General features: G+C 62.5%; 23 protein-coding genes. 11 read left to right on the forward strand and 12 right to left on the reverse strand.

What is annotated here, in order from left to right:
• Positions 1 to 204 precede the first annotated feature (204 nt).
• Positions 205 to 1698 (reverse strand): FAD-linked oxidase C-terminal domain-containing protein, encoded by a 1494-nt coding sequence (locus CQ13_RS02395; RefSeq protein ID WP_057841444.1) that lies wholly within the window; start codon positions 1696 to 1698, stop codon positions 205 to 207.
• 225 nt (positions 1699 to 1923) lie between these two features.
• Between CQ13_RS02395 and cycA the strand changes: the two genes are divergently transcribed.
• Positions 1924 to 2316, forward strand: a complete 393-nt coding sequence (cycA, locus tag CQ13_RS02400) for a cytochrome c-550 CycA (protein ID WP_057841445.1) — start codon at positions 1924 to 1926, stop codon at positions 2314 to 2316.
• A 126-nt stretch (positions 2317 to 2442) separates the two neighbouring features.
• Here cycA and CQ13_RS02405 read toward each other — a convergent pair whose 3' ends face one another.
• Both CQ13_RS02405 and CQ13_RS02410 read right to left on the reverse strand, forming a co-directional pair.
• Positions 2443 to 2736 carry an antibiotic biosynthesis monooxygenase gene (locus tag CQ13_RS02405; protein WP_057841446.1) on the reverse strand — a complete coding sequence of 98 codons (294 nt, stop codon included), beginning with the start codon at positions 2734 to 2736 and terminating at the stop codon, positions 2443 to 2445.
• Between the two features lie 180 nt (positions 2737 to 2916).
• On the reverse strand, positions 2917 to 3879 hold the full coding sequence (locus CQ13_RS02410; protein ID WP_057841447.1) for an alpha/beta fold hydrolase: 963 nt from the start codon (positions 3877 to 3879) through the stop codon (positions 2917 to 2919).
• Between the two features lie 263 nt (positions 3880 to 4142).
• Between CQ13_RS02410 and CQ13_RS44185 the strand changes: the two genes are divergently transcribed.
• A complete protein-coding gene (locus CQ13_RS44185) occupies positions 4143 to 4316 on the forward strand; it encodes a hypothetical protein (protein WP_197427221.1) in 174 nt (57 codons plus the stop codon).
• A 335-nt stretch (positions 4317 to 4651) separates the two neighbouring features.
• Here the strand turns inward: CQ13_RS44185 and CQ13_RS02415 are convergent, their stop codons facing one another.
• The 4 genes from CQ13_RS02415 to CQ13_RS02430 all read right to left on the reverse strand — a co-directional run bounded on the left by CQ13_RS02415 (position 4652) and on the right by CQ13_RS02430 (position 6720).
• Positions 4652 to 5251, reverse strand: coding sequence for a tetratricopeptide repeat protein (locus CQ13_RS02415; RefSeq protein ID WP_430649649.1), 600 nt, complete (start codon positions 5249 to 5251; stop codon positions 4652 to 4654).
• A gap of 149 nt (positions 5252 to 5400) precedes the next feature.
• A complete protein-coding gene (ykgO, locus tag CQ13_RS02420; RefSeq protein WP_002718645.1) occupies positions 5401 to 5526 on the reverse strand; it encodes a type B 50S ribosomal protein L36 in 126 nt (41 codons plus the stop codon).
• Between the two features lie 253 nt (positions 5527 to 5779).
• Positions 5780 to 6229, reverse strand: coding sequence for a MaoC family dehydratase (locus CQ13_RS02425; protein WP_057841593.1), 450 nt, complete (start codon positions 6227 to 6229; stop codon positions 5780 to 5782).
• Positions 6230 to 6243: 14 nt separating this feature from the next.
• On the reverse strand, positions 6244 to 6720 hold the full coding sequence (locus CQ13_RS02430) for a MaoC family dehydratase (RefSeq protein ID WP_057841449.1): 477 nt from the start codon (positions 6718 to 6720) through the stop codon (positions 6244 to 6246).
• Between the two features lie 106 nt (positions 6721 to 6826).
• Between CQ13_RS02430 and CQ13_RS02435 the strand changes: the two genes are divergently transcribed.
• Genes CQ13_RS02435 through CQ13_RS02450 form a run of 4 tightly spaced genes read left to right on the forward strand, consistent with a single transcriptional unit; the run spans position 6827 to position 9815 of the window.
• Positions 6827 to 7711 carry an amidohydrolase family protein gene (locus CQ13_RS02435; protein ID WP_057841450.1) on the forward strand — a complete coding sequence of 295 codons (885 nt, stop codon included), beginning with the start codon at positions 6827 to 6829 and terminating at the stop codon, positions 7709 to 7711.
• A gap of 36 nt (positions 7712 to 7747) precedes the next feature.
• Positions 7748 to 8572 carry a dienelactone hydrolase family protein gene (locus CQ13_RS02440; RefSeq protein WP_057841451.1) on the forward strand — a complete coding sequence of 275 codons (825 nt, stop codon included), beginning with the start codon at positions 7748 to 7750 and terminating at the stop codon, positions 8570 to 8572.
• Between the two features lie 5 nt (positions 8573 to 8577).
• Positions 8578 to 9324, forward strand: a complete 747-nt coding sequence (locus tag CQ13_RS02445) for a haloacid dehalogenase type II (RefSeq protein WP_057841452.1) — start codon at positions 8578 to 8580, stop codon at positions 9322 to 9324.
• 5 nt (positions 9325 to 9329) lie between these two features.
• Complete coding sequence (locus tag CQ13_RS02450) at positions 9330 to 9815, forward strand: YbaK/EbsC family protein (protein ID WP_057841453.1); 486 nt, start codon at positions 9330 to 9332, stop codon at positions 9813 to 9815.
• On the opposite strand, the gene CQ13_RS02455 is transcribed toward CQ13_RS02450, so the two are convergent.
• The 3 genes from CQ13_RS02455 to CQ13_RS02465 form a co-directional block, all read right to left on the reverse strand.
• Positions 9812 to 10174, reverse strand: a complete 363-nt coding sequence (locus CQ13_RS02455) for a hypothetical protein (RefSeq protein WP_057841454.1) — start codon at positions 10172 to 10174, stop codon at positions 9812 to 9814. The two genes, CQ13_RS02450 and CQ13_RS02455, sit on opposite strands and share 4 nt — an antisense overlap.
• 124 nt (positions 10175 to 10298) lie before the next feature.
• Entirely contained in the window at positions 10299 to 11288 is a 990-nt protein-coding gene (locus CQ13_RS02460; protein WP_057841455.1) for a tripartite tricarboxylate transporter substrate binding protein, read from the reverse strand.
• Positions 11289 to 11461: 173 nt separating this feature from the next.
• The gene (locus CQ13_RS02465) at positions 11462 to 12373 is read right to left on the reverse strand and encodes a LysR family transcriptional regulator (protein WP_057841594.1); all 912 of its coding nucleotides are present in this window, start codon (positions 12371 to 12373) and stop codon (positions 11462 to 11464) included.
• Between the two features lie 115 nt (positions 12374 to 12488).
• Between CQ13_RS02465 and CQ13_RS02470 the strand changes: the two genes are divergently transcribed.
• The 4 genes from CQ13_RS02470 to CQ13_RS02485 all read left to right on the forward strand — a co-directional run bounded on the left by CQ13_RS02470 (position 12489) and on the right by CQ13_RS02485 (position 15956).
• Positions 12489 to 13241 (forward strand): SDR family NAD(P)-dependent oxidoreductase, encoded by a 753-nt coding sequence (locus tag CQ13_RS02470; protein WP_057841456.1) that lies wholly within the window; start codon positions 12489 to 12491, stop codon positions 13239 to 13241.
• A gap of 72 nt (positions 13242 to 13313) precedes the next feature.
• Positions 13314 to 14012 carry a pirin family protein gene (locus CQ13_RS02475; protein WP_057841457.1) on the forward strand — a complete coding sequence of 233 codons (699 nt, stop codon included), beginning with the start codon at positions 13314 to 13316 and terminating at the stop codon, positions 14010 to 14012.
• 177 nt (positions 14013 to 14189) lie between these two features.
• Positions 14190 to 14789 (forward strand): NAD(P)H:quinone oxidoreductase, encoded by a 600-nt coding sequence (gene wrbA, locus CQ13_RS02480; RefSeq protein WP_057841595.1) that lies wholly within the window; start codon positions 14190 to 14192, stop codon positions 14787 to 14789.
• A gap of 219 nt (positions 14790 to 15008) precedes the next feature.
• On the forward strand, positions 15009 to 15956 hold the full coding sequence (locus CQ13_RS02485; protein ID WP_057841458.1) for a DUF5996 family protein: 948 nt from the start codon (positions 15009 to 15011) through the stop codon (positions 15954 to 15956).
• Positions 15957 to 16097: 141 nt separating this feature from the next.
• On the opposite strand, the gene CQ13_RS02490 is transcribed toward CQ13_RS02485, so the two are convergent.
• Both CQ13_RS02490 and CQ13_RS02495 read right to left on the reverse strand, forming a co-directional pair.
• Positions 16098 to 16289 carry a hypothetical protein gene (locus CQ13_RS02490; RefSeq protein ID WP_057841459.1) on the reverse strand — a complete coding sequence of 64 codons (192 nt, stop codon included), beginning with the start codon at positions 16287 to 16289 and terminating at the stop codon, positions 16098 to 16100.
• Between the two features lie 220 nt (positions 16290 to 16509).
• Positions 16510 to 17511 carry a glycosyltransferase family 2 protein gene (locus CQ13_RS02495; RefSeq protein WP_057841596.1) on the reverse strand — a complete coding sequence of 334 codons (1002 nt, stop codon included), beginning with the start codon at positions 17509 to 17511 and terminating at the stop codon, positions 16510 to 16512.
• 352 nt (positions 17512 to 17863) lie between these two features.
• Between CQ13_RS02495 and galE the strand changes: the two genes are divergently transcribed.
• Entirely contained in the window at positions 17864 to 18874 is a 1011-nt protein-coding gene (galE, locus tag CQ13_RS02500) for a UDP-glucose 4-epimerase GalE (protein WP_057841460.1), read from the forward strand.
• The last annotated feature ends 4 nt before the right edge of the window (positions 18875 to 18878 follow it).

Below are 18878 nucleotides of genomic sequence, written 5' to 3' on the forward strand. Positions count from 1 at the left end.
GAGGGAGCCCATCCGCCCGCGCGCCCCTGACGAGTCGCGATTCTCCTGCTTGTTTGCAAGCCGCTGGCGCTGTGAGGCAGAGTGAAGTGAGCACGCTCTTCAGGCTCCCTCCCCCCTTGCGGGGGAGGGTTGGGGAGAGGGGTGAGCCGCACGGGCGGTGCTCATTAGGGAGCCCTTCCATTGTGCGCATGATTTTGTTCATCACTAAAATCTCGGGATGTCCGGAAACGCCAGTCTGCCGGCGTGAACATGCATGCGGCCGAGTTCGGCGCAGCGATGCAGCGTCGGGAACACTTTTCCGGGGTTGAGCAGGCCCTGCGCGTCGAAAGCGCATTTCAGGCGCTGCTGCTGGTTGAGGTCTACTTCCGAAAACATCTCGCCCATCAAATCGCGCTTCTCGATGCCGACGCCATGCTCGCCGGTGAGCACGCCGCCGAATTCGACGCAGGCCCGCAGGATGTCGGCGCCGAAGGCTTCCGCCCGCTCGATCTCGCCAGGCTTGTTGGCGTCGTAGAGGATCAAAGGATGCAGATTGCCGTCGCCGGCGTGAAACACATTGGCGACGCGCAGATCGTATTTCTCCGAGAGGTCGCGGATGCGCGCGAGCGCCTTCGGCAGCGCGCCGCGCGGAATCGTGCCGTCCATGCAGAGATAGTCGGGCGATATCCGCCCCACCGCCGGAAACGCCGCCTTGCGGCCGGCCCAGAACAGATTGCGCTCGGCCTCCGACGTCGAAATCTGGCAACTCGTCGAGCCGCAACGTTGCGCGATCGCCTCGACCCGCTTGATCAATTCGTCGACTTCCACGCCCGGACCATCGAGCTCGATGATCAGAAGCGCCTCGACATCGAGCGGATAGCCGGCGTGAACAAAAGCTTCGGCGGCGTGGATCGCCGGCTTGTCCATCATCTCCATGCCGCCGGGAATGATGCCGGCGCCGATGATGTCAGCGACGCATTCGCCGGCGGCCTCGACCTCGGCGAAGCCGACCATCAGGGCGCGGGCTGTCTCCGGCTTCTGCAGGATTCGCACCGTGATCTCGGTGATGACGCCGAGAAGGCCCTCCGAGCCGGTGATGATGCCCATCAAATCGTAGCCGGAATTTTCGGCGGCCTTGCCACCGATGCGCAGGATCTCGCCGGACATCAGCACGATCTCGCAGCCCAGCACGTTGTTGGTGGTCATGCCGTATTTCAGGCAATGCACGCCGCCGGAATTCTCCGCGACATTGCCGCCGATCGAGCAGGCGATCTGCGAGGAGGGATCGGGCGCGTAATAGAAACCGGCATGCGCCACCGCCTGGCTGATGGCGAGATTGGTGACGCCGGGTTCCGTGACCACCACGCGGTTGTCGAAATCGATCTCGCGGATGCGCTTGAACTTGCCCAAGCCCAGCAGCACGCCGTCCACGAGCGGCAGCGCGCCGCCTGACAGTGACGTGCCGGAGCCGCGCGGCACCACCTTGATGCCCTGTTCGAAGCAGTATTTGAGAACTCTGGATACCTGCTCCGTGGTATCGGGCAGCACCACGACCATCGGCGGCTGCCGGTAGGCGGTGAGACCATCGGACTCATAGGCCAGCATCTCGGCCGCACTGTCGATCACCCCCTCGCCGGGCACGATCGTGCGAAGAGCAGCGACGATGGCGTCCCGGCGTTCCAGAACCGCCTGATCGGAAGCCGGCATCATGATGGCCATGCGAATCCTCCAGGCCCGGCGAATAACGATTTGTGGTGGTAAATCAAGCACATCTGCCAAGGTTTGGGTAGGCTATCCGAAGGTCGGATTGCCACGCTTCAATCGATCAGTTCTCTCTGGGACAAGTCGGCAATGGTGAAACCTGTCAAAGTTTCGTGGCTTGTCCAATCCAAGCGGGCCTGCCACAAGAAATCCGCCCCTCTGGGAAGAAACGAAGAGCACCACATGAAAATATCGACTTTGAGCGCGCTGGTCGTCGTTACCTCATTGGCCGCGTCATCGGGCGCGCTGGCGCAGGACGTCGCCGCCGGCAAGACCTCGTTCAACAAATGCCTGGCCTGCCACGCGATCGGCGAGGGCGCCAAGAACAAGGTCGGTCCGGTGCTGAACGGGCTCGATGGCCGCAAGTCCGGCACCATCGAGGGCTATTCCTATTCGGAAGCCAACAAGAATTCCGGCATCACCTGGGGCAAGGATGTGTTCCTCGAATACATCAAGGATCCCAGGGCGAAGATTCCCGGCACCAAGATGATCTTCGCCGGCATCAAGAACGAGAAAGAGGCTAACGACCTCTGGGCCTATATCTCCTCGTTCGACAAGGACGGGAAGCAGAAGTGAGAGCTGGGCCTCATGCTCGAGTCCATCGAGCACTTTTTGAGCCAGCCTCTGGCGTCATCTCACCCTCCCCTGGAGGGTGAAGGATGCGGCCCCTGCTCTGATGACAGAGTTCCAGCACTCGCCTCGTCAAGCCAGCGTGTGCACGATCACCGGTCCGGCCGTCGCGGTGGCCGGTCCGGTCAACAGCGGCGCCAGGTCGTGTTCGATCCACGCCAGCGCGCGCTTGTTGGATTCCTCGGCGGCCGCAAAGTTGTTGAACAGGCTGATCGCGATCACCGTATCGTCGGGCGCATAGACCACATAGTAGCCCATGAAGCCCTCGACGCCGCTGATGACGGGAATCGCGCCTTCCTTGATTCTGCGTGTCAGCTCTTCGGCCTTGCCAGCCTTGGCCTTGCCCTGACGAATGGCGGCGTACATGGGGCTCTCCCTCGAAGGTAAGCTGCCCGATATCGCGACTCCTTAAGCTTCATCCCCGGCGGGACGAGCAGCGGAATCCCGCGCGCACCGATCGTATCGCATACGGAGCCGTCAGGCCACGGTGTCCACGTCGTGCTGGGTCGCGCGAGAACGTCGACAGGATCCGACCTCTCGCACGCTTCAGTCGGCCGCTGCCGTAGCATTCGGTGCTATCCCCCCGATCATCGCCTCGATTTCGGCGATGACGAGATCGGGAACCGCATTCTGAATCATGTGACCGACGCCCGGCAGCACGATCAATTTCGCGTTCTGGGTGGCCGCCGCGAACGGCCGTGAGTGGATGTTGGTCGACACCGTCTTGTCGGCGTCGCCGGTGATGATGGTGACGAGGGCCTTGATCTCGCCGTAGCGCGGCGCCTGCTCGGCCACCGCCGCTTTCAGCGTCACCAGATCGCGCGCATTGGCAATGAATTCGCGCGGCCGCAGCAACAGCGGCGTGGCGGTGTTCTTGACAAAACCGTCCGGCATGGTCTGCGGCAGGAACACGCCCCGCGCGCCCGAATCCGCCAGCAGCATTCCGAGCGGCAGCGTGATGGTGTAGGCGAACAGCGGGCCGACCACCGGCGTGGCGATCAGTTTGTTGTAGCGCCCGACGCCGCCGGGCCAAGGATAGGCCACCGGCGCGAGCATCACCAGACCGGCGACGGCCTGCGGGTAGTCCAGCGCGATACGCGTCCCCAACGCGCCGGCCCAGGAATGAACCACGAAGATCGCCTGGCCGACGCCGAGCTTGGTCAGCGCCTCCTCGATCATGCGGGCCTGAATTTCGGGCGTGGAGTCCTGAAGGCGCGCGCGGGTGCTCCAGCCATGCCCGGGACGGTCGATCAGGATCACGCGGTGCTTTCCCGCAAGCCGCTCCCCGACCGGCTGCCGCATCACTTCCAGATTGGAACTGGCGCCGTGGAGCATCACGACCGGCGGCCCCGCCGCATCGCGCGGACCGATATCGAGGATATGCAGGGCTCCGCCCGCCACCTCGACCATCCGGCCCTGGGCCGGATGGGCCCGTTCGCTGAGAAAAACGCCGGCTTGCGTGGCCAGCGCCAGCACCGCCAGCGCAGCCACCAGAATCACCACCACCATCGAGAGTTTCCGGCTGATTTTCTGCACCAGCGAGCTACGGCCCGGACCGGCGCGGGTTACGGAGACTGTCCACAGGGGGCCGAACCTGTGGATAGCGGGGTCATACTGACGTCATCAGCAAGTTTGTACAGTGTCGTTGCCACTTTTGCCATGTGTGCGCGTGCCTGATTGGGGGGTAGCCAGGCGCTTGCACTGTACCCGACATCCACAGGAACAGTGACGCTCACTACAAATTGTTCCAGCGTATCATCGGAGGACTACCCATGATTTCCGACGAAGCCGCCATCGATCAGATCGTAGCGAGTTGCAATGGCGACATCCGCGGCGCACTCAAGGCGCTGCTGCGGGTCAATGAGCAGCTTGAGACGGAGTTGGCGCAAATCTACGCGGCGGTAGGCCTCGACGGTCTGGCGCGCGGCAGCAACGCCGTACACTAGGTCCTTGTGAGCCGACGCTTTTCCAGAGACGCAAACGGCTCAAGAGCGCTCTAGTTGGTGCTCGTTTTCCGCGTCTCTGCGGGCGGCTCGTCCACCGCCGGGTATTGGCTGATGGGTCGAACGGGCCAGCTTGGCGTCGTTGAGCGACTTGTAAGGTCCGGTGCCCAATCAGATGTTTCCGCCGACCTGGGCATCGACGACGGGATTGCATCGCGCTGCTAGCAACTGTGATTTCATCGCTCGCTGTGTCACGCAGTCAGCCATAAGAGCGCGCACGCGGCGCGACGTTCCTGCCTGATGCAAGTCGCGGGAAATCAGGGTTAAACCGCGAAAGTTCAGATATCGCGGCCTTCGACCTTTTCGGTCAGCGTCTTAACCAGGTCCGGCACCTTCTCGAGATGCGGATTGACGGCCAGCGCCTTGCGGAACGCTTCCAGCGCGCGCTTTTCGTCGCCGATCTCCTGCATGATCATGCCGAGCCCGGCCAGCGCGCCGAAATGCCGGGGCTCGCGGATCAGCACCTGCCGGATGTCCTCGAGCGAACGGGTGTAGTCGTTCTTCAGGTAATACAGCGTGGCGCGACGATTCCATGCCTCGACGTAGTCGGGACGCAGCTTGACGAGAGAATCCAGCAGTTTTAGCGCGACGTCGACCTTCTGTGCATCCATCGCGGCCTTGGCGCGCAGCATCAACAGCGCAGCCGTGTCGCTCGGCGTCTGCATCCATTGCGCCCAGATCCGCGCCTCGACGTGTTTGGCGCTCGCTTCATCGGGGGCAGCTTTCAGGGCGCCGAACAGGAAGTCCAGCCCGCGGGTGCGATCCGCACCAACCTTCGGAAGCTTGCTTGGCGCTTCCGGTAATCTTTTCTCGGATTTCGGTGGAGGAATGACCCTGGGGTCGTTCTGGGCAAACGCAGCAGCCGGCACGGCCGTCATGACAGCGGCGAGGACCACGATCCGGCAGTTACGGGCACCCGGGAATCTCAAAGCCATGGGGCAAGTCTAGACGCGTAAAATCGCGCCGCAAAGCAGCAGATCGTCAAAGACCTGTGAAGCGAAGAAAAAAAGCCGGCTCAGCGCCAGGATTAACCTTGGCGGGCCTTGAAGCGGCGCTGCACCTTGTTGATCACGTAGACCCGGCCCTTGCGGCGGACCAGACGGTTGTTGCGGTGGCGACCGCGCAGCGATTTCAAGGAGTTACGGACCTTCATGGGACAATCCTGATGCTTTGAAAGGCCGTGTTGGAGGCCCGAACCTGAGCTACCCGAAAGTGGCAAAATGGGATTAATCCCGAAAAGCGGCCAACCGCCCGGGACGGGGCGGTTTCTAGGGCAAGGTGACACCGGATGTCAATGCGGAAGGGCCGTTTTCGGGGCCATCTGTCCCGTTCCGGACCTAGCGCGGGCAGATGCCCGGCATTCCGACCAGTACCGAATCGCTGGCCTCCGGAAGAACTCTGCGGAATCACTGGCAGAACAGGTCGCGCGGGAACTCGACCAGAGCCTCGCCGGTCGCGACCTTTTCACCCGTCTGGTTCCTCACCATCACGTCGATCATCACCCAACGGGATTTTTCGGTCACCTGCTTGGCCTTGATGATTCCCGTAGGCTGGATGGTATCGCCCGGCCTGACCGGCTTGACCCATCGCGTCTCCAGCCGGCGGTGGATCGCGCCTGCAGGATAGGCCCAGTCAGTGATCATGCGCGAGATCAGGCCAAAATTGTTCATGCCGTGCATGATGATGCCGCCGAAATTGGTCTTGCCGAAACTGCCCTTCATGTACTCGTCGTCGAGATGCAGCGGGTTGTAGTCGAGCGAGGCGTCGCAAAACAGTCGGATGGATTCGCGGCTAACCGCGAAGGTGGGGCCGTCGATGGCATCGCCGGCTCTGAGCTTTTCGAACGTCGTGGTCATGGCAACCTCCCCGCTCATATCGGCCGAATCGTCCAGCCACGGCCGGAACAGATTACGTCGCCCTTCTGATTAAAGAAGACGTTGTCGTGCACCACGAACAGCCGCTCGCGCTTGATGAACTTGTCAAGCGCGCGGGCCTGCAAGGTGATGACGTCGCCCGGCCGCGCCGGAATGTTGTAGCTCCAGGACTGCCCGGCATTGACGGTGCCGGGCGAGCGCATCCAGTCATCCGCCGGCGTGCATGAGAACATCAGGAGGATGTGGATCGAGGGCGGCGCGATCAGCCCGCCATAGCGCGTGGTCTTCGCATAGGCCTCGTCGAAATAGATCGGATGAGTTTCGCCGACCGATTTGCAGTACAGCTCGATCGCCTCTCTGGTGAGCGTGTAGGGGATGGTCTTGCGCGGCTCGCCGGGAACGATGTCGTCCCAGACCTTTCTCAAGTTGGCGTCTTTCCAGAAATCGGTCTCGAAGGCCTGCGTTTGGGCCATGCCGCGCTCCCTTATTTTCCGTCTTTTGTTTCTGCCGCCTTGCGGAATTCGTTATATAGTATAATCAATTTTCCAGACCCAAAAATCAAGCCGGTGGGAACCCAGGATGACCAAGCTCAAGCTGCCCGATATCGAGAAAGTCGTCGCGATCGACATCCACACCCATGCGGAAGAACCCTGCGGGTTGCATGGCGACGACGGCTATGACGATTTTCAGGAGCGCATGGCCGAATACTTCAAATCGCCGCACAAGCATCCGCCGACCGTGCCAGAGACTGCGGCCTATTACCGCTCGAAGAACATCGCAGCCGTGATCTTCCCGGTCGATGCCGAGCGCGAGACCGGTTTTCGCCGCTACAACAATTACGAGATGCTGGAGGTCGCCTCCGACCATCTCGACGTTTTGATCCCGTTCGTCTCGATCGATCCGCACAAGGGCAAGTTAGGCGTGCGCGAGGCGCGCAAGCTGATCGAGGAATACGGCGTCCGCGGCTTCAAATTCCATCCGACCATGCAAGGTTTTTACGCCAACGATCGCATGGCGTATCCGCTCTATGAAGCGATCAACGACGGCGGCGCGATCGCATTGTTTCACACCGGGCAGACCGGCGTAGGTTCCGGCATGCCCGGCGGCATGGGGATGCGCCTAAAATATTCCAACCCGATGTACATGGACGATGTCGCGGCTGACTTCCCCGACCTCAAGATCATCCTGGCGCACCCCTCCTTCCCCTGGCAGGAAGAGGCGCTGTCGGTCGCGACCCACAAGCCGAACGTCTATATCGACCTCTCCGGCTGGTCGCCGAAATATTTCCCGCCGATCCTGGTGCGCTACATCAACTCCATTTTGCAAGACAAGATGCTGTTCGGCTCGGACTGGCCGGTGATCACGCCGGACCGCTGGCTGGCGGATTTCGCCAAGCTCGAGATCCGCGAGGAGATCAGGCCGAAGGTGATGAAAGCCAACGCAAGGAAGATTTTGGGTATATAATCTAAGGCCATCATCGGCGAAACGTTGAGATGGCCAGTGACGAACTTTGCCAAGACCGTTGCCCTGCTCGCCGCGCTCCTGACCGGAAGCGCGGCCGAGTGCGTTGCTGCTGAAACGTCAGCGACCTACGTCGAAATCGAGAACCCGCTTGCAAGTCCGCATCCGCTGCAGGGCTATCTGCGGCGAACCGATGTTTCAGGCCCCTCGCCCGCTGTCGTGTTGTTGCATAGCTGTCATGGAAACTGGAAGCGGATCGATGAACGCTGGGGCAAGCGGATCGCGTCCTGGGGCTATGTGGTGCTCACCGTGGATAGCTTGGGTCCGCGCGGCCTCGAAATCTGCGACGACAGGGCCCGGATCGATTCGGCTGGAGACGCCTATCGTGCCCTGAACTTTCTGGTGCGCGATCGATTCGTCGATCCCGATCGTGTTGGTGTCATTGGTTTTGCCAACGGCGGCCGGGCGGCGCTGATGTCGGTCGACCATGGCTTTCTGGAACAGTCATCGCCGAACAAATTCCGCGCGGCCATTGCGTTCTATCCGTCCTGCCTTGGCCTCAAGGGCGAGATGACCGCGCCGGCCCTGATCCTGATTGGCGAGCTCGACGATTGGGCCTCGGCCAAAGAGTGCCGTAGTATGGTGGAGGCCCGAGACGACTGGGGGATATCGCGGCAGAAGGGAAAGGGCGTGCCGATCAAGCTGACGGTGTTTCCCGGCGCTTATCACGCATTCGATGCCCCGCAGCTCACGACGCCGCTCGTGTTGAAGGGGCACCACCTCGAATTCAATAAGCCGGCAACGGATCAAGCGTCCGAGGCGCTTCGCGAATTTCTCGGCACGACGATCGGCGGAAAAGAGTAGTTGCAGTGACCATCAAAGCAGTTGTCTTCGACGCCTATGGCACGCTTTACGATGTCCAGTCGGTGGCTGACGTCACCGAGGATGCGTTCCCGGGCTATGGCGGGATCATCACCCAGGTCTGGCGCATCAAGCAGCTCGAATACAGCTGGCTGCGCTCGCTGATGCGACGCTACCAGGATTTCTCGGTCGTCACGCGCGACTCACTGGCCTACACGCTGCGCAGCCTCGGGCTGCAATATGACGATGATGCTTTCGCGCGTATCATCGACAAATATCTGCATCTCGATCTCTATCCAGATGCGCTTGCGGCGCTATCGGCGATCAAGGATTGCAAGCTCGCGATCCTGTCCAACGGCAGCCCTGATATGCTCAACGCACTGGTGCAGAACAGCGGGCTCGAGCGCGTGCTCGATGCCACCATCAGCGTCGACGCCAAGAAGATCTTCAAGCCCAGCCCCGAAGTCTATGCGCTGATCGAGGAGGTGCTCCACGTGCCGCCCGCCGAAGTGCTGTTCATCTCCTCCAATCCCTGGGACGCCTGCGGCGCCAAGGCGTTCGGGCTCCACGTCGCCTGGATCGAGCGGGTGACGCCGGAAGCGATGGCGCTGGCCTGTCTCGAAAGCGAGACGCTGCCGCCCTTGACGATGTTCAAGATATTGCGCACCCAGATGGATGAGCTGGGATTTGAGCCCGATCATCGCATCCACAGCCTCTCCGAACTGCCCGCACTGGTGTCTGCGCAAAGGTCCTGAACAAGATGAGTCTAGAGTCCGTGCGCGCCTTCTTTGCAGAAAAGGCGCCCGAAATTTCCGTGATCGAATCCGAGATGAGTTCTGCGACCGTCGCGCTGGCGGCGGAGGCTTACGGCGTCGAGCCGGCGCGAATTGCGAAGACGCTGAGCTTGCGGATCGGTGATCGCGTCATCCTGATCGTCACGGCCGGCACGTCGCGGATGGACAACAAGAAGGTGAAGGCGCTGTTCGGAGGAAAGCCGAAAATGCTCGGCCTCGAGGAGGTCGCCGAGATCACCGGGCACGAGGTCGGCGGCGTCTGTCCGTTCGGACTGAAGACTCCGCTGCCGGTCTATTGCGACGTGTCGCTGAAGGCGTTCGACGTCGTGGTGCCCGCCGCGGGCTCAACCCACAGCGCGGTGAAGATTACGCCGGCGCGCATGGCCGAACTGACGTCAGCCGAATGGGTCGACGTCTGCGAACTCAGGCCCGCGTCGGAAGCGGCGGCCTAATAATCGTCTTCAAAGAACGGCCTCGGCTGCACCGCCTGCGGCTGTACCGGTTGCGGCGCGCGCGAACGCGGAACCGTCTGTTGCGGCACTCCGCGCGGAGGCGGCGTCGGCTGCGCGTTGGCCTGCGTTTCGAATACGGCGCGGCAACCGGTGGAGAGCTGCGGCGTGTTCTGCCGCAAGCATGCCACGATCCGGTTGACGTCCGGAATCTGGTCGCCGCAGAGCCGCCAGACGTCGGGCGTGCAGGCCATCTGCTGTTCCCAGGTTCCGCGATACTCCTGCGAGAAAGCGGGAACGGCAACGCCAGTTCCGCCGCCGATCGCGAGGGCGAGTGCAAGGACGATCCGCTGCGTTTGCATGGACAGGTCCCCTTCTTTTTAATTTTCACAGTGCGCGGAAGCTCCGCGCGGCGACGGACTAAGCCTGTCGAATGAATGCGGCCACGCGACGATAGTGCGAACAAAAAAATGTGAAGCGGGTTCCCTACTGCACCTTGCCGATTTTCTTCACCGCCGCGACCAGCCGCGCGCTGTCTTCCGCAACGAATTTTGCAAACTCCGGCGCGTCCAGATAGGCGACCGGGCTGCCGGCGGTCTCATAGGTCTTGACCACCTCGGGCGCCTTCACGGCTTCCGCCATCGCTTCGCGCAGCCGCGTCATGATCGGCGCCGGCAATGCGCGTTGCGCAAACAGTCCCGCCCAGATGTAGAACTCGACATCCTTGTAACCGAGCTCCTTGAAGGTCGGCAGATCGGGGAAGCTCTTGATGCGCTCGGCGCCCCAATTGGCGAGCACGCGCATCTTGCCGTCGTCGACCTGCTGCTTCAGCGTGCCCGGCGCCGACGCCACCGCCTGCACAGTGCCGCTCAATAGCGCGGTCAGCGCCGGTCCTGCGCCGCGGAACGGCACGTGCAGCAATTTGATGCCGGCGCTCGCGGCAAACATCTCCATCGCCACGTGCAGCGTGCCGTAGGGACCGGACGAACCGTAGGGAATTTGCCCGGGACGTTTCTTGGCGTCGTCGACGAACTCCTGCAGCGTCTTCCACGGCGCGGATGCCGGCACCGCGAGCAGCGTCGGATCGGCGAGCACGCGTGCAATCGGCGCGAACTGCGAGACTTCATACGCCACCGGGCGATCGAACAGACGATCGGCTTCCGGCAGCACCGCAAGCGAGGACAGCGTCATCAACAGTGTGTGCCCGTCGGGCTCGGCGCGCGCCGCCGCCGCGTTGCCGACCGATCCGCCACCGCCGCCGGCGCGGTTGTCGACGATCACGGGCTTTCCGAGGATCCGCTCCAGCGCCTGCGCGATCGGCCGCGCCGCGAGATCGGCCTGCCCGCCGGGCGGAAACGGCACGATCATGGTGATGTTGCGCGAAGGGTATGGGCCTTGCGCCAAGGCGGCGTTGGAGAGCACGGCTGGCACGAGCGGCAATGCGGCGGCAGCTTTCAGAAGTTCGCGGCGGTTCATGGTGGTTTCTCCCCAGCGTTTGTTTTCGTTGTTGAAGACAGCCTAGCCTCAAATCGTAGGGTGGGCAAAGCGAAGCGTGCCCACCATTCATGCACAACGCGTGAAGTTGCTCGATACAAGCTCCTTTTGCCTGATCGTGGTGGGCACGCTTCGCTCTGCCCACCCTGCGATATTCACTTCCGCTTCTTCGCTTTTGAAAACTGCTTTGCCAGAAACTCCGCCAGCACTTCGACGCGCGCAGGCCTTGGGCCGCCGGGCGGCGTCACCAGGTGCACCGCGCCTTCGGGCTGGTGCCAGCCTTTCAGGATCACTTCCACCTCGCCGGATGCAATGGCGTCGCCGACGATGAAGTCCGGCAGATCGGCGATGCCGAGGCCGGCGATGACGGACGGCAACAGCGCCTCGCCATTGTTGACGCGGAGCTGGCCTGCGGGCCGCACGCTGGCCTGTTCGCCTGACGCATTGGTGTAGTGCCAGACGCCGGCTGTCGAGAGATAGGCGTAGCCGAAGCATTTATGCTCCGCCAGATGCATCGGATGCGTCGGCCTGCCATGGCGTTTGAGATAGGACGGCGCCGCGACCGTGTAGCGCGGCATCGCGCAGAGCCGCCGCGCGATCAACGACGAGTCCGGCAGGCGCGCGATGCGCAGGCCGGCATCGAAACCTTCGCCGATCAGATCAACTGTCGCGTCGCTCAGGTGAAGATCAATCGATACTTCCGGGAAGGCTGTGAGAAATTCCGGCAAGATCGGCGCAACGGCTTTCACGCCAAACGTCATCGGCACCGCGAGCCGCACCAGCCCGCGCGGCGCCATCGATTGCGACAGGGCTTCGTTCTCGGCATCCTCGCCGTCGGCGAGCAGGCGCGCGGCGCGCTCGGCGAGCCTTTGCCCGGCATCGGTCAGCGCCAGCCGCCGCGAGGTGCGGTTGAACAGCCGCGCGCCGAGCCGCTGCTCGAGCCGACTGACGGCCTTGGACACCGTGGCCTTGGACAGCGCCAGCTCGGTCGCGGCCGCCGCAAATGACCGCAACTCCACGACCTTTGCAAAAATCGCGAACGCCTCGAAATCCGGGAGCTTGGACATTCGGATCACCTTCAAGATCATTTTTAGAAACAATGAGTTTCAATAGTTTCTATTTCTATACCAAGGCGGGAGGCATATCCAATGGCTATCGGAATTCGAGCAACGGAGAAATCCAATGACCAAGAAGCTCTCAGGCAAGGTAGCCCTCGTCACCGGCGGTTCGCGCGGCATCGGCGCAGCGTCTGCCCGCGCCCTCGCGGCAGAAGGCGCCAACGTCGCGATCAGTTATGTCGCCTCTCCCGACAAGGCGGAAGCGGTTGTGGCCGAGTTGAAGGCCAGGGGCGTCAACGCCCGCGCTTACAAGGCCGACCAGGCATTCTCCGCCGATGTCGACCAACTGGTGAAGAAGGTCGCGAAGGATTTCGGCCGGTTGGACATCCTCGTCAACAACGCCGGCGTTGCCGTCGGCGGCGCGGTCGATGATCCCAACGCCGACACCGCGGCATTGGCCCGGCAGAGTGCCGTGAACGTCGATGGTGTCATCACCGCGATCCGCGCGGCGGCGAAGCTGATGGGTGAAGGCGGACGTATCGTCACGATCGGCTCCGATATCGCGACCCGCGCCTCATTCCCCGGCCTTGCCGATTACGCCGCCACCAAGGCTGCCGTTGTCGGCTACACCAAGGGCGCGGCGCGTGACCTCGGTCCCCGCGGCATCACCGTGAATGTGCTGCAGCCGGGCTCGATCGACACCGACATGAACCCGGATGACGACCGCGAGATCGCCGATCTCCAGCGCAAGCAGCACGCGCTGCAGCGCTTCGGCAAGCCGGAAGAGATCGCAGCCGGCGTGGTGTTCCTCGCGAGCCCTGAAGCCTCGTTCGTGACCGGCACAGTGCTCAATGTCGATGGCGGCTTCGGCGCGTAACTCAAATCCAGCGCGGCCGGGCGCATGCCGCCCGGCCACTTAATTCAAAAACTTTCAACGAAGGAATATCCCATGATCGAACTCAGACCATTTGCAAAACTCGCCAGCGCCGATCACGGCTGGCTGAAGGCAAAACACCACTTCTCATTCGGCAGCCATTACGATCCCGACAATATGGGCCACGGCGCGTTGCGGGTGTGGAACGATGACGAGATCGCGCCGAATACCGGCTTTCCCGCCCATCCCCACGCCAACATGGAAATCATCACCTATGTCCGCGAAGGCGCGATCACGCACCAGGACTCGCTCGGCAACAAGGGCCGGACTGAAGCCGGCGACGTGCAGGTGATGAGCGCCGGCAGCGGCATTCGTCACTCCGAGTACAATCTGGAGCCGAGCAAGACCAAGATCTTCCAGATCTGGATCGAGCCGACGACGAGGGGTGGCCAGCCGACCTGGGGCGCCAAGCCGTTTCCGAAGTCGGATCGCTCCGGCAAGCTCGTCACCATCGCCAGCGGCATTGCCGGCGACAAGGATGCGCTGCCGATCCGCGCCGATGCGCGGGTGCTCGCCACCACGCTGAAAGCGGGCGAGAGCGCGGCGTATGAGGCGGCGGAGGCGCGTCACCTCTATCTCGTGCCGGCGGCCGGCAGCGTCGAAGTCAACGGCGTGCGCGTCAATGCCCGCGACGGCGCTGCGATCCGCGACGAGGCGAAGCTGACGATTACCGCGCTGGAAGATTCCGAACTGGTGCTGGTCGACGCCGCGTAGCGCAATCACCGCTCGTCATGCCCGGGCAAAAGCCGAAGCGCGTCTTCGCGCTAGATGACCCGGGCATCCATCCTCCTTCGCGAAGAATCTTACGAAGCGCGATGGATTGCCGGGTCAAGCCAGGCAATGACACCCAAAATGAACAACAAACATCTGCCAACCCAAAGGACAACCACCATGGCGAAAGTACTTGTGCTCTATTATTCCGCTTACGGTCACATCGAGGCGATGGCGAATGCCGTAGCCGAAGGCGCGCGAAAGGCCGGCGCCACCGTCGACATCAAGCGCGTGCCGGAGCTCGTGCCTGAAGCGGTCGCCGAGGCCTCGCATTACAAGCTCGATCAGGCCGCGCCGATCGCAAAAATCGAGGACCTCGCCAATTACGACGCGATCGTCATCGGCACCGGCACGCGCTTCGGCCGCATGACGTCGCAGATGGCGAACTTCCTCGACCAGGCCGGTGGCCTCTGGGCCAAGGGCGCACTGCACGGCAAGGTCGGCGGCGCCTTTACCGCAACGGCGACCCAGCATGGCGGGCAGGAAACCACGCTGTTCTCGATCATCACAAATCTCTTGCACTTCGGCATGACGGTCGTCGGCCTGAACTACGGCTTTGCCGGCCAGATGAAGCTCGACGAAATCACCGGCGGCGCACCCTATGGCGCCACCACGATCACCGGCGGCGACGGCAGCCGCCAGCCGAGCGAAAACGAACTCGCCGGCGCGCGCTACCAGGGGCGCGTGATCGCGGAGACCGCGAACAAGCTGCATGGCTGAAAGCGAAATGGGCGGCGTTCTCTCTTGCGAATGCCGCCCTATCGCAACTGGCACGCCGGCCGCTGCTGGCCACGGCGCAACGCATTGTGGTGCAAGAGCGCGCCTCGCGCGGAGCGCGGCGCTGCCCGGAATGCACGAAATCGTGAGGCATAGTTTCTAAACGCCTTATGAATTCGTGATAGGCCTTCGGCCTCCCAGTCGGCACGCAAAGGTTCTAGCATGAGCAACAATTCGCAAGTCCCGTGGCCGGAATTGCCGACCGCGACGTGGCGTGACACCTATGCGACGCTCCATCTTTGGACCCAGATCGTCGGCAAGATCCGGCTCGCCAAATCGCCATGGCTCAATCATTCCTGGCACGTGGCGCTTTATGTCACGCCGCGCGGATTGACGACATCGCCAGTGCCCGACGGCGCACGAACCTTCCAGATCGATTTCGACCTCATCGATCACCTCTTGCGCATCTCGACCAGCGACGGCGCGCAGCGGGAGGTTGCGCTGCCTGGTCATTCCGTCGCAAGCTTCTACACCGCCACGCTTGCCGCGCTTAGCGAACTCGGCATTGCCGTTGGCATCGACGAGATGCCGAACGAACTGCCCGATCCGATAAAATTCTCCGATGACACCGTGCACGCCTCCTACGATCCAGATGCTGTTGGACGCTTCCTGCAAATCCTCGTCACGAGCGATCGCGTCTTCAAACAATTCCGCACCGGCTTTCTCGGCAAGACGAGCCCGGTGCACTTCTTCTGGGGCAGTTTCGATCTCGCGGTGACGCGCTTCTCGGGACGCCGCGCGCCACGCCATCCCGGCGGTGTGCCACATTTGCCCGACGCGGTTGCACATGAAGCCTATTCACACGAAGTCAGCAGCGCCGGGTTTTGGCCGGGCGGTGGCGCTATCGATTACCCTGCCTTCTATTCCTATGCCTATCCCGAGCCGCCGGCTTTTCGCTCGGCGAAGGTGCAACCGGATGCGGCATTCTTCAGCGAAGCGCTCGGCGAATTCATTCTGCCATACGACGCCGTCCGGACGGCTGCCGATCCCGACAGGGCGCTGCTCGAGTTCCTGCACAGCACCTATGAAGCCGCGGCAATCGCGGCAAATTGGGATCGCGACGCGTTGGAATCCGACTCCGGACAGCCCGGCGTGGTGAGGCGGGTTTGAACCTGCTGTGCAGGGTGGCAAAGCCAACGGTCGCGCGAACGCGCGCCCGTTGGCAGGTTCCGCGTGCCCACCATATTCCCGCTTCGCCGAAAATATGGTGGGCACGGCGCAACTCGGCTTTACCCGCCCTACGAACTGCCACTAATGCCGCAGTTGCGGCTTCATAATGGTCTGGCGAACTTCGGCGCCGCAATCGGCGCATTCATAGGTGAAGTCAATTTTGGCCTGGCTCCAATGCGGTTCGACGTCGCGCACATACATCGGAAGCCCGACACACCTCGGACAAAGGACGAAACCCGGCTCAATGCCATCATGATGAATATAGGCTGGCATGTTGGCTCTCCCCACGGCAGCAATTCACGAGTAGCCCATCACCCGAAGCGCAGCATACGCGCGTGCGGCTAAACGGATCATCAACTCTCGCGAACACATGATGAACGGCTGCATAATCCTGGCACGTGTTGCAGATTTGCACGGCAGTTCCCGTGCGGCAACAATGTGTCAGCCCCTATCGCGCGACAGTGGCTTGCCGAGCACGCGTCGATGAGCCGGCTCATGAGACGATCTTCGACGCCTTGTAGGGCTGCGGCTCGAGGCGGAACGCGGCCAGCACGCTGCCGATCGCCACCGTGACGGGATGCATGGCAATGGTCCACTCACGCTCGGTGAAGACTGCGTGCACGGCATAGCCAAGCGAAAGCGGCAAGGCTGCCAGCAGTTTGGCCGTCAGCTTCGCCCGCAACCAGAACGTCGGCGTCGCCTTTCGCTGGACGTGATAATTGATGGCCCCGATCTGCAGGCCCCGCATCGCCAGCCATTTCAGGCTGGTCCAGCTTTGCGGCACGGTCTCGCTGATCGCGGCTTCGGCCACCCAATGAAACCGCAAGCCGAGCCTTTCACAGCGATAGAAGAAATCGGTGTCTCCGCCGCCGAGAAAATTGAAACGGAGGTCGAATGCCGGCATGCCCAACCGATCAAACACCGCGCGCCGGATCAGGCAATTGCCGCAGCCATAGATCACCGGCACTGGACCTGAGGCGTCGTAGGCCGGTGCAAAAGCGGGATGGCGCCGCAGCCCACGCTTCCGTTCGTCGTCGAATTCAGGGAATACCGGCCCGCCGACGATGTCGGCGCCGGTCGCCTCTGCGGTCCCGACCATCTGCTCCAGCCAATCCGGCGAAGCGATTTCATCATCATCGATCATCAGGAAGCTGGTTGCCAGCGGGAACATCTGCAGCGCCGTCTCGAAGGCGGCATTGATCGCATAGCAATTTCCCTGCCGCGGCTCGATCACGCAGAGACCCGAGAATCTCCCCGACGCGAGGTATTCGGCGGCAACCGGCACGCTCTCGCTCCTCGATGCATCGTTCTCCACCATCACGACGGCGAAGCGGCGGCTGGTGCGCTGGACGGCAAGCGACTGCAGCGTCCGGCGCAGGGATTTGGGACGGCGAAAACAGTGGACACAAACCACCGTTTCGATTCCTGGATCGAGCGCCGGTGAAGCCGCCACCAACGCACGCAGAGCCCTGACCGCCGGATCAGGCCGGCCCATCCTGATCTCGCCGATCGAGCTCTCTGCCGTGAAAGTCTGGTCGTTCACGAATATGTCTCATCGTCCCGAAACGGGATTGCCGGATCAATTCCGGGACACTTCCGTCTCGATAAAGCCGCTTGTTCGGGGATTATCCCGTCCTTGCGGACATAACGCGCACGGTGGTGCAAAAACCGATCCGGCAGCGAAACGTGACGCACCGAATTCCGGCGACGGTTAATGGATGGGGTTAATCCGCGCATCTGGCTGGAGCCGCGCCGCCTGTTCTGGCGCTATTGACCACCAATCCGCGAGCGCTTTATCTGTTGCTGAACAGGAGCCGATCGAGAGACATCGGCGGGACACAAAACCGATGAGCAGCCGTCCAACCATTCTCGTCACCGGCGGTGCGGGCTATATCGGCTCGCATTGCTGCAGGGCGTTGGATAACGCGGGCTACGAGCCCGTCGTCTACGACAATCTTTCGACCGGCCATCGCAGCTTTGCGGCGGGCACGCTGGCTGTCGGCGACATCGCCGACAGGGCGACGCTGGCGCGGACCTTTGCCGAGTATGACATCGCTGCGGTCATGCACTTCGCTGCGTCGAGCCTGGTCGGCGAATCCGTTGCCGATCCGCAGAAATACTACGTCAACAATCTCGCCGGCACGCTGTCGCTGCTCGAGACCATGCGCGCGGCCGGCTGCAACCGCCTGGTGTTTTCATCGACCGGCGCAGTCTATGGCAACGCCGATAGCAAGGCGCTGCGCGAAGATTATCCCTGCGCGCCGATCAACCCCTACGGCGCCTCGAAGTGGATGATCGAGCGCGTGCTGGCGGATTATCGCATAGCCTATGGCTTCGGCTCGTTCGCACTGCGCTACTTCAACGCCGCTGGCGCCGACCCTGCCGGCGGCATCGGCGAATTGCGCGAGGTGGAAACCCACCTCATCCCCCGCGCGATGATGGCGCTGCAGGGACACGTGCCTGATTTCGCCGTGTTCGGTGACGATTACGACACACCCGACGGGACGGCGATCCGCGACTACATCCACGTGACCGATCTGGCGGCTGCCCACGTGCTTGCGCTCGAGCTTCTGCTGCAGGGGCATACCGGCGGCGCCTTCAATCTCGGCACCGGCAACGGCTTTTCGGTGCGCGAAATCCTAGCGGCGATCGCCGCCGAGACCGGCCGCGAAGTCCCGCATGTCGTCAAGCCCCGCCGACCAGGCGATCCAACCTATCTGGTCGCCGATCCCTCCGCCGCACGCGCGACATTGAACTTCCGCCCCGCCCATTCGGACCTGGCCACGATCATCCGCACCGCCTGGGCTTGGCACAAGAAGGCTCATCCGCTGAAAACGGGTGCGGTCGGTCGCGATTGATCAT

Source organism: Bradyrhizobium retamae, assembly GCF_001440415.1.
GTDB lineage: Bacteria > Pseudomonadota > Alphaproteobacteria > Rhizobiales > Xanthobacteraceae > Bradyrhizobium > Bradyrhizobium retamae.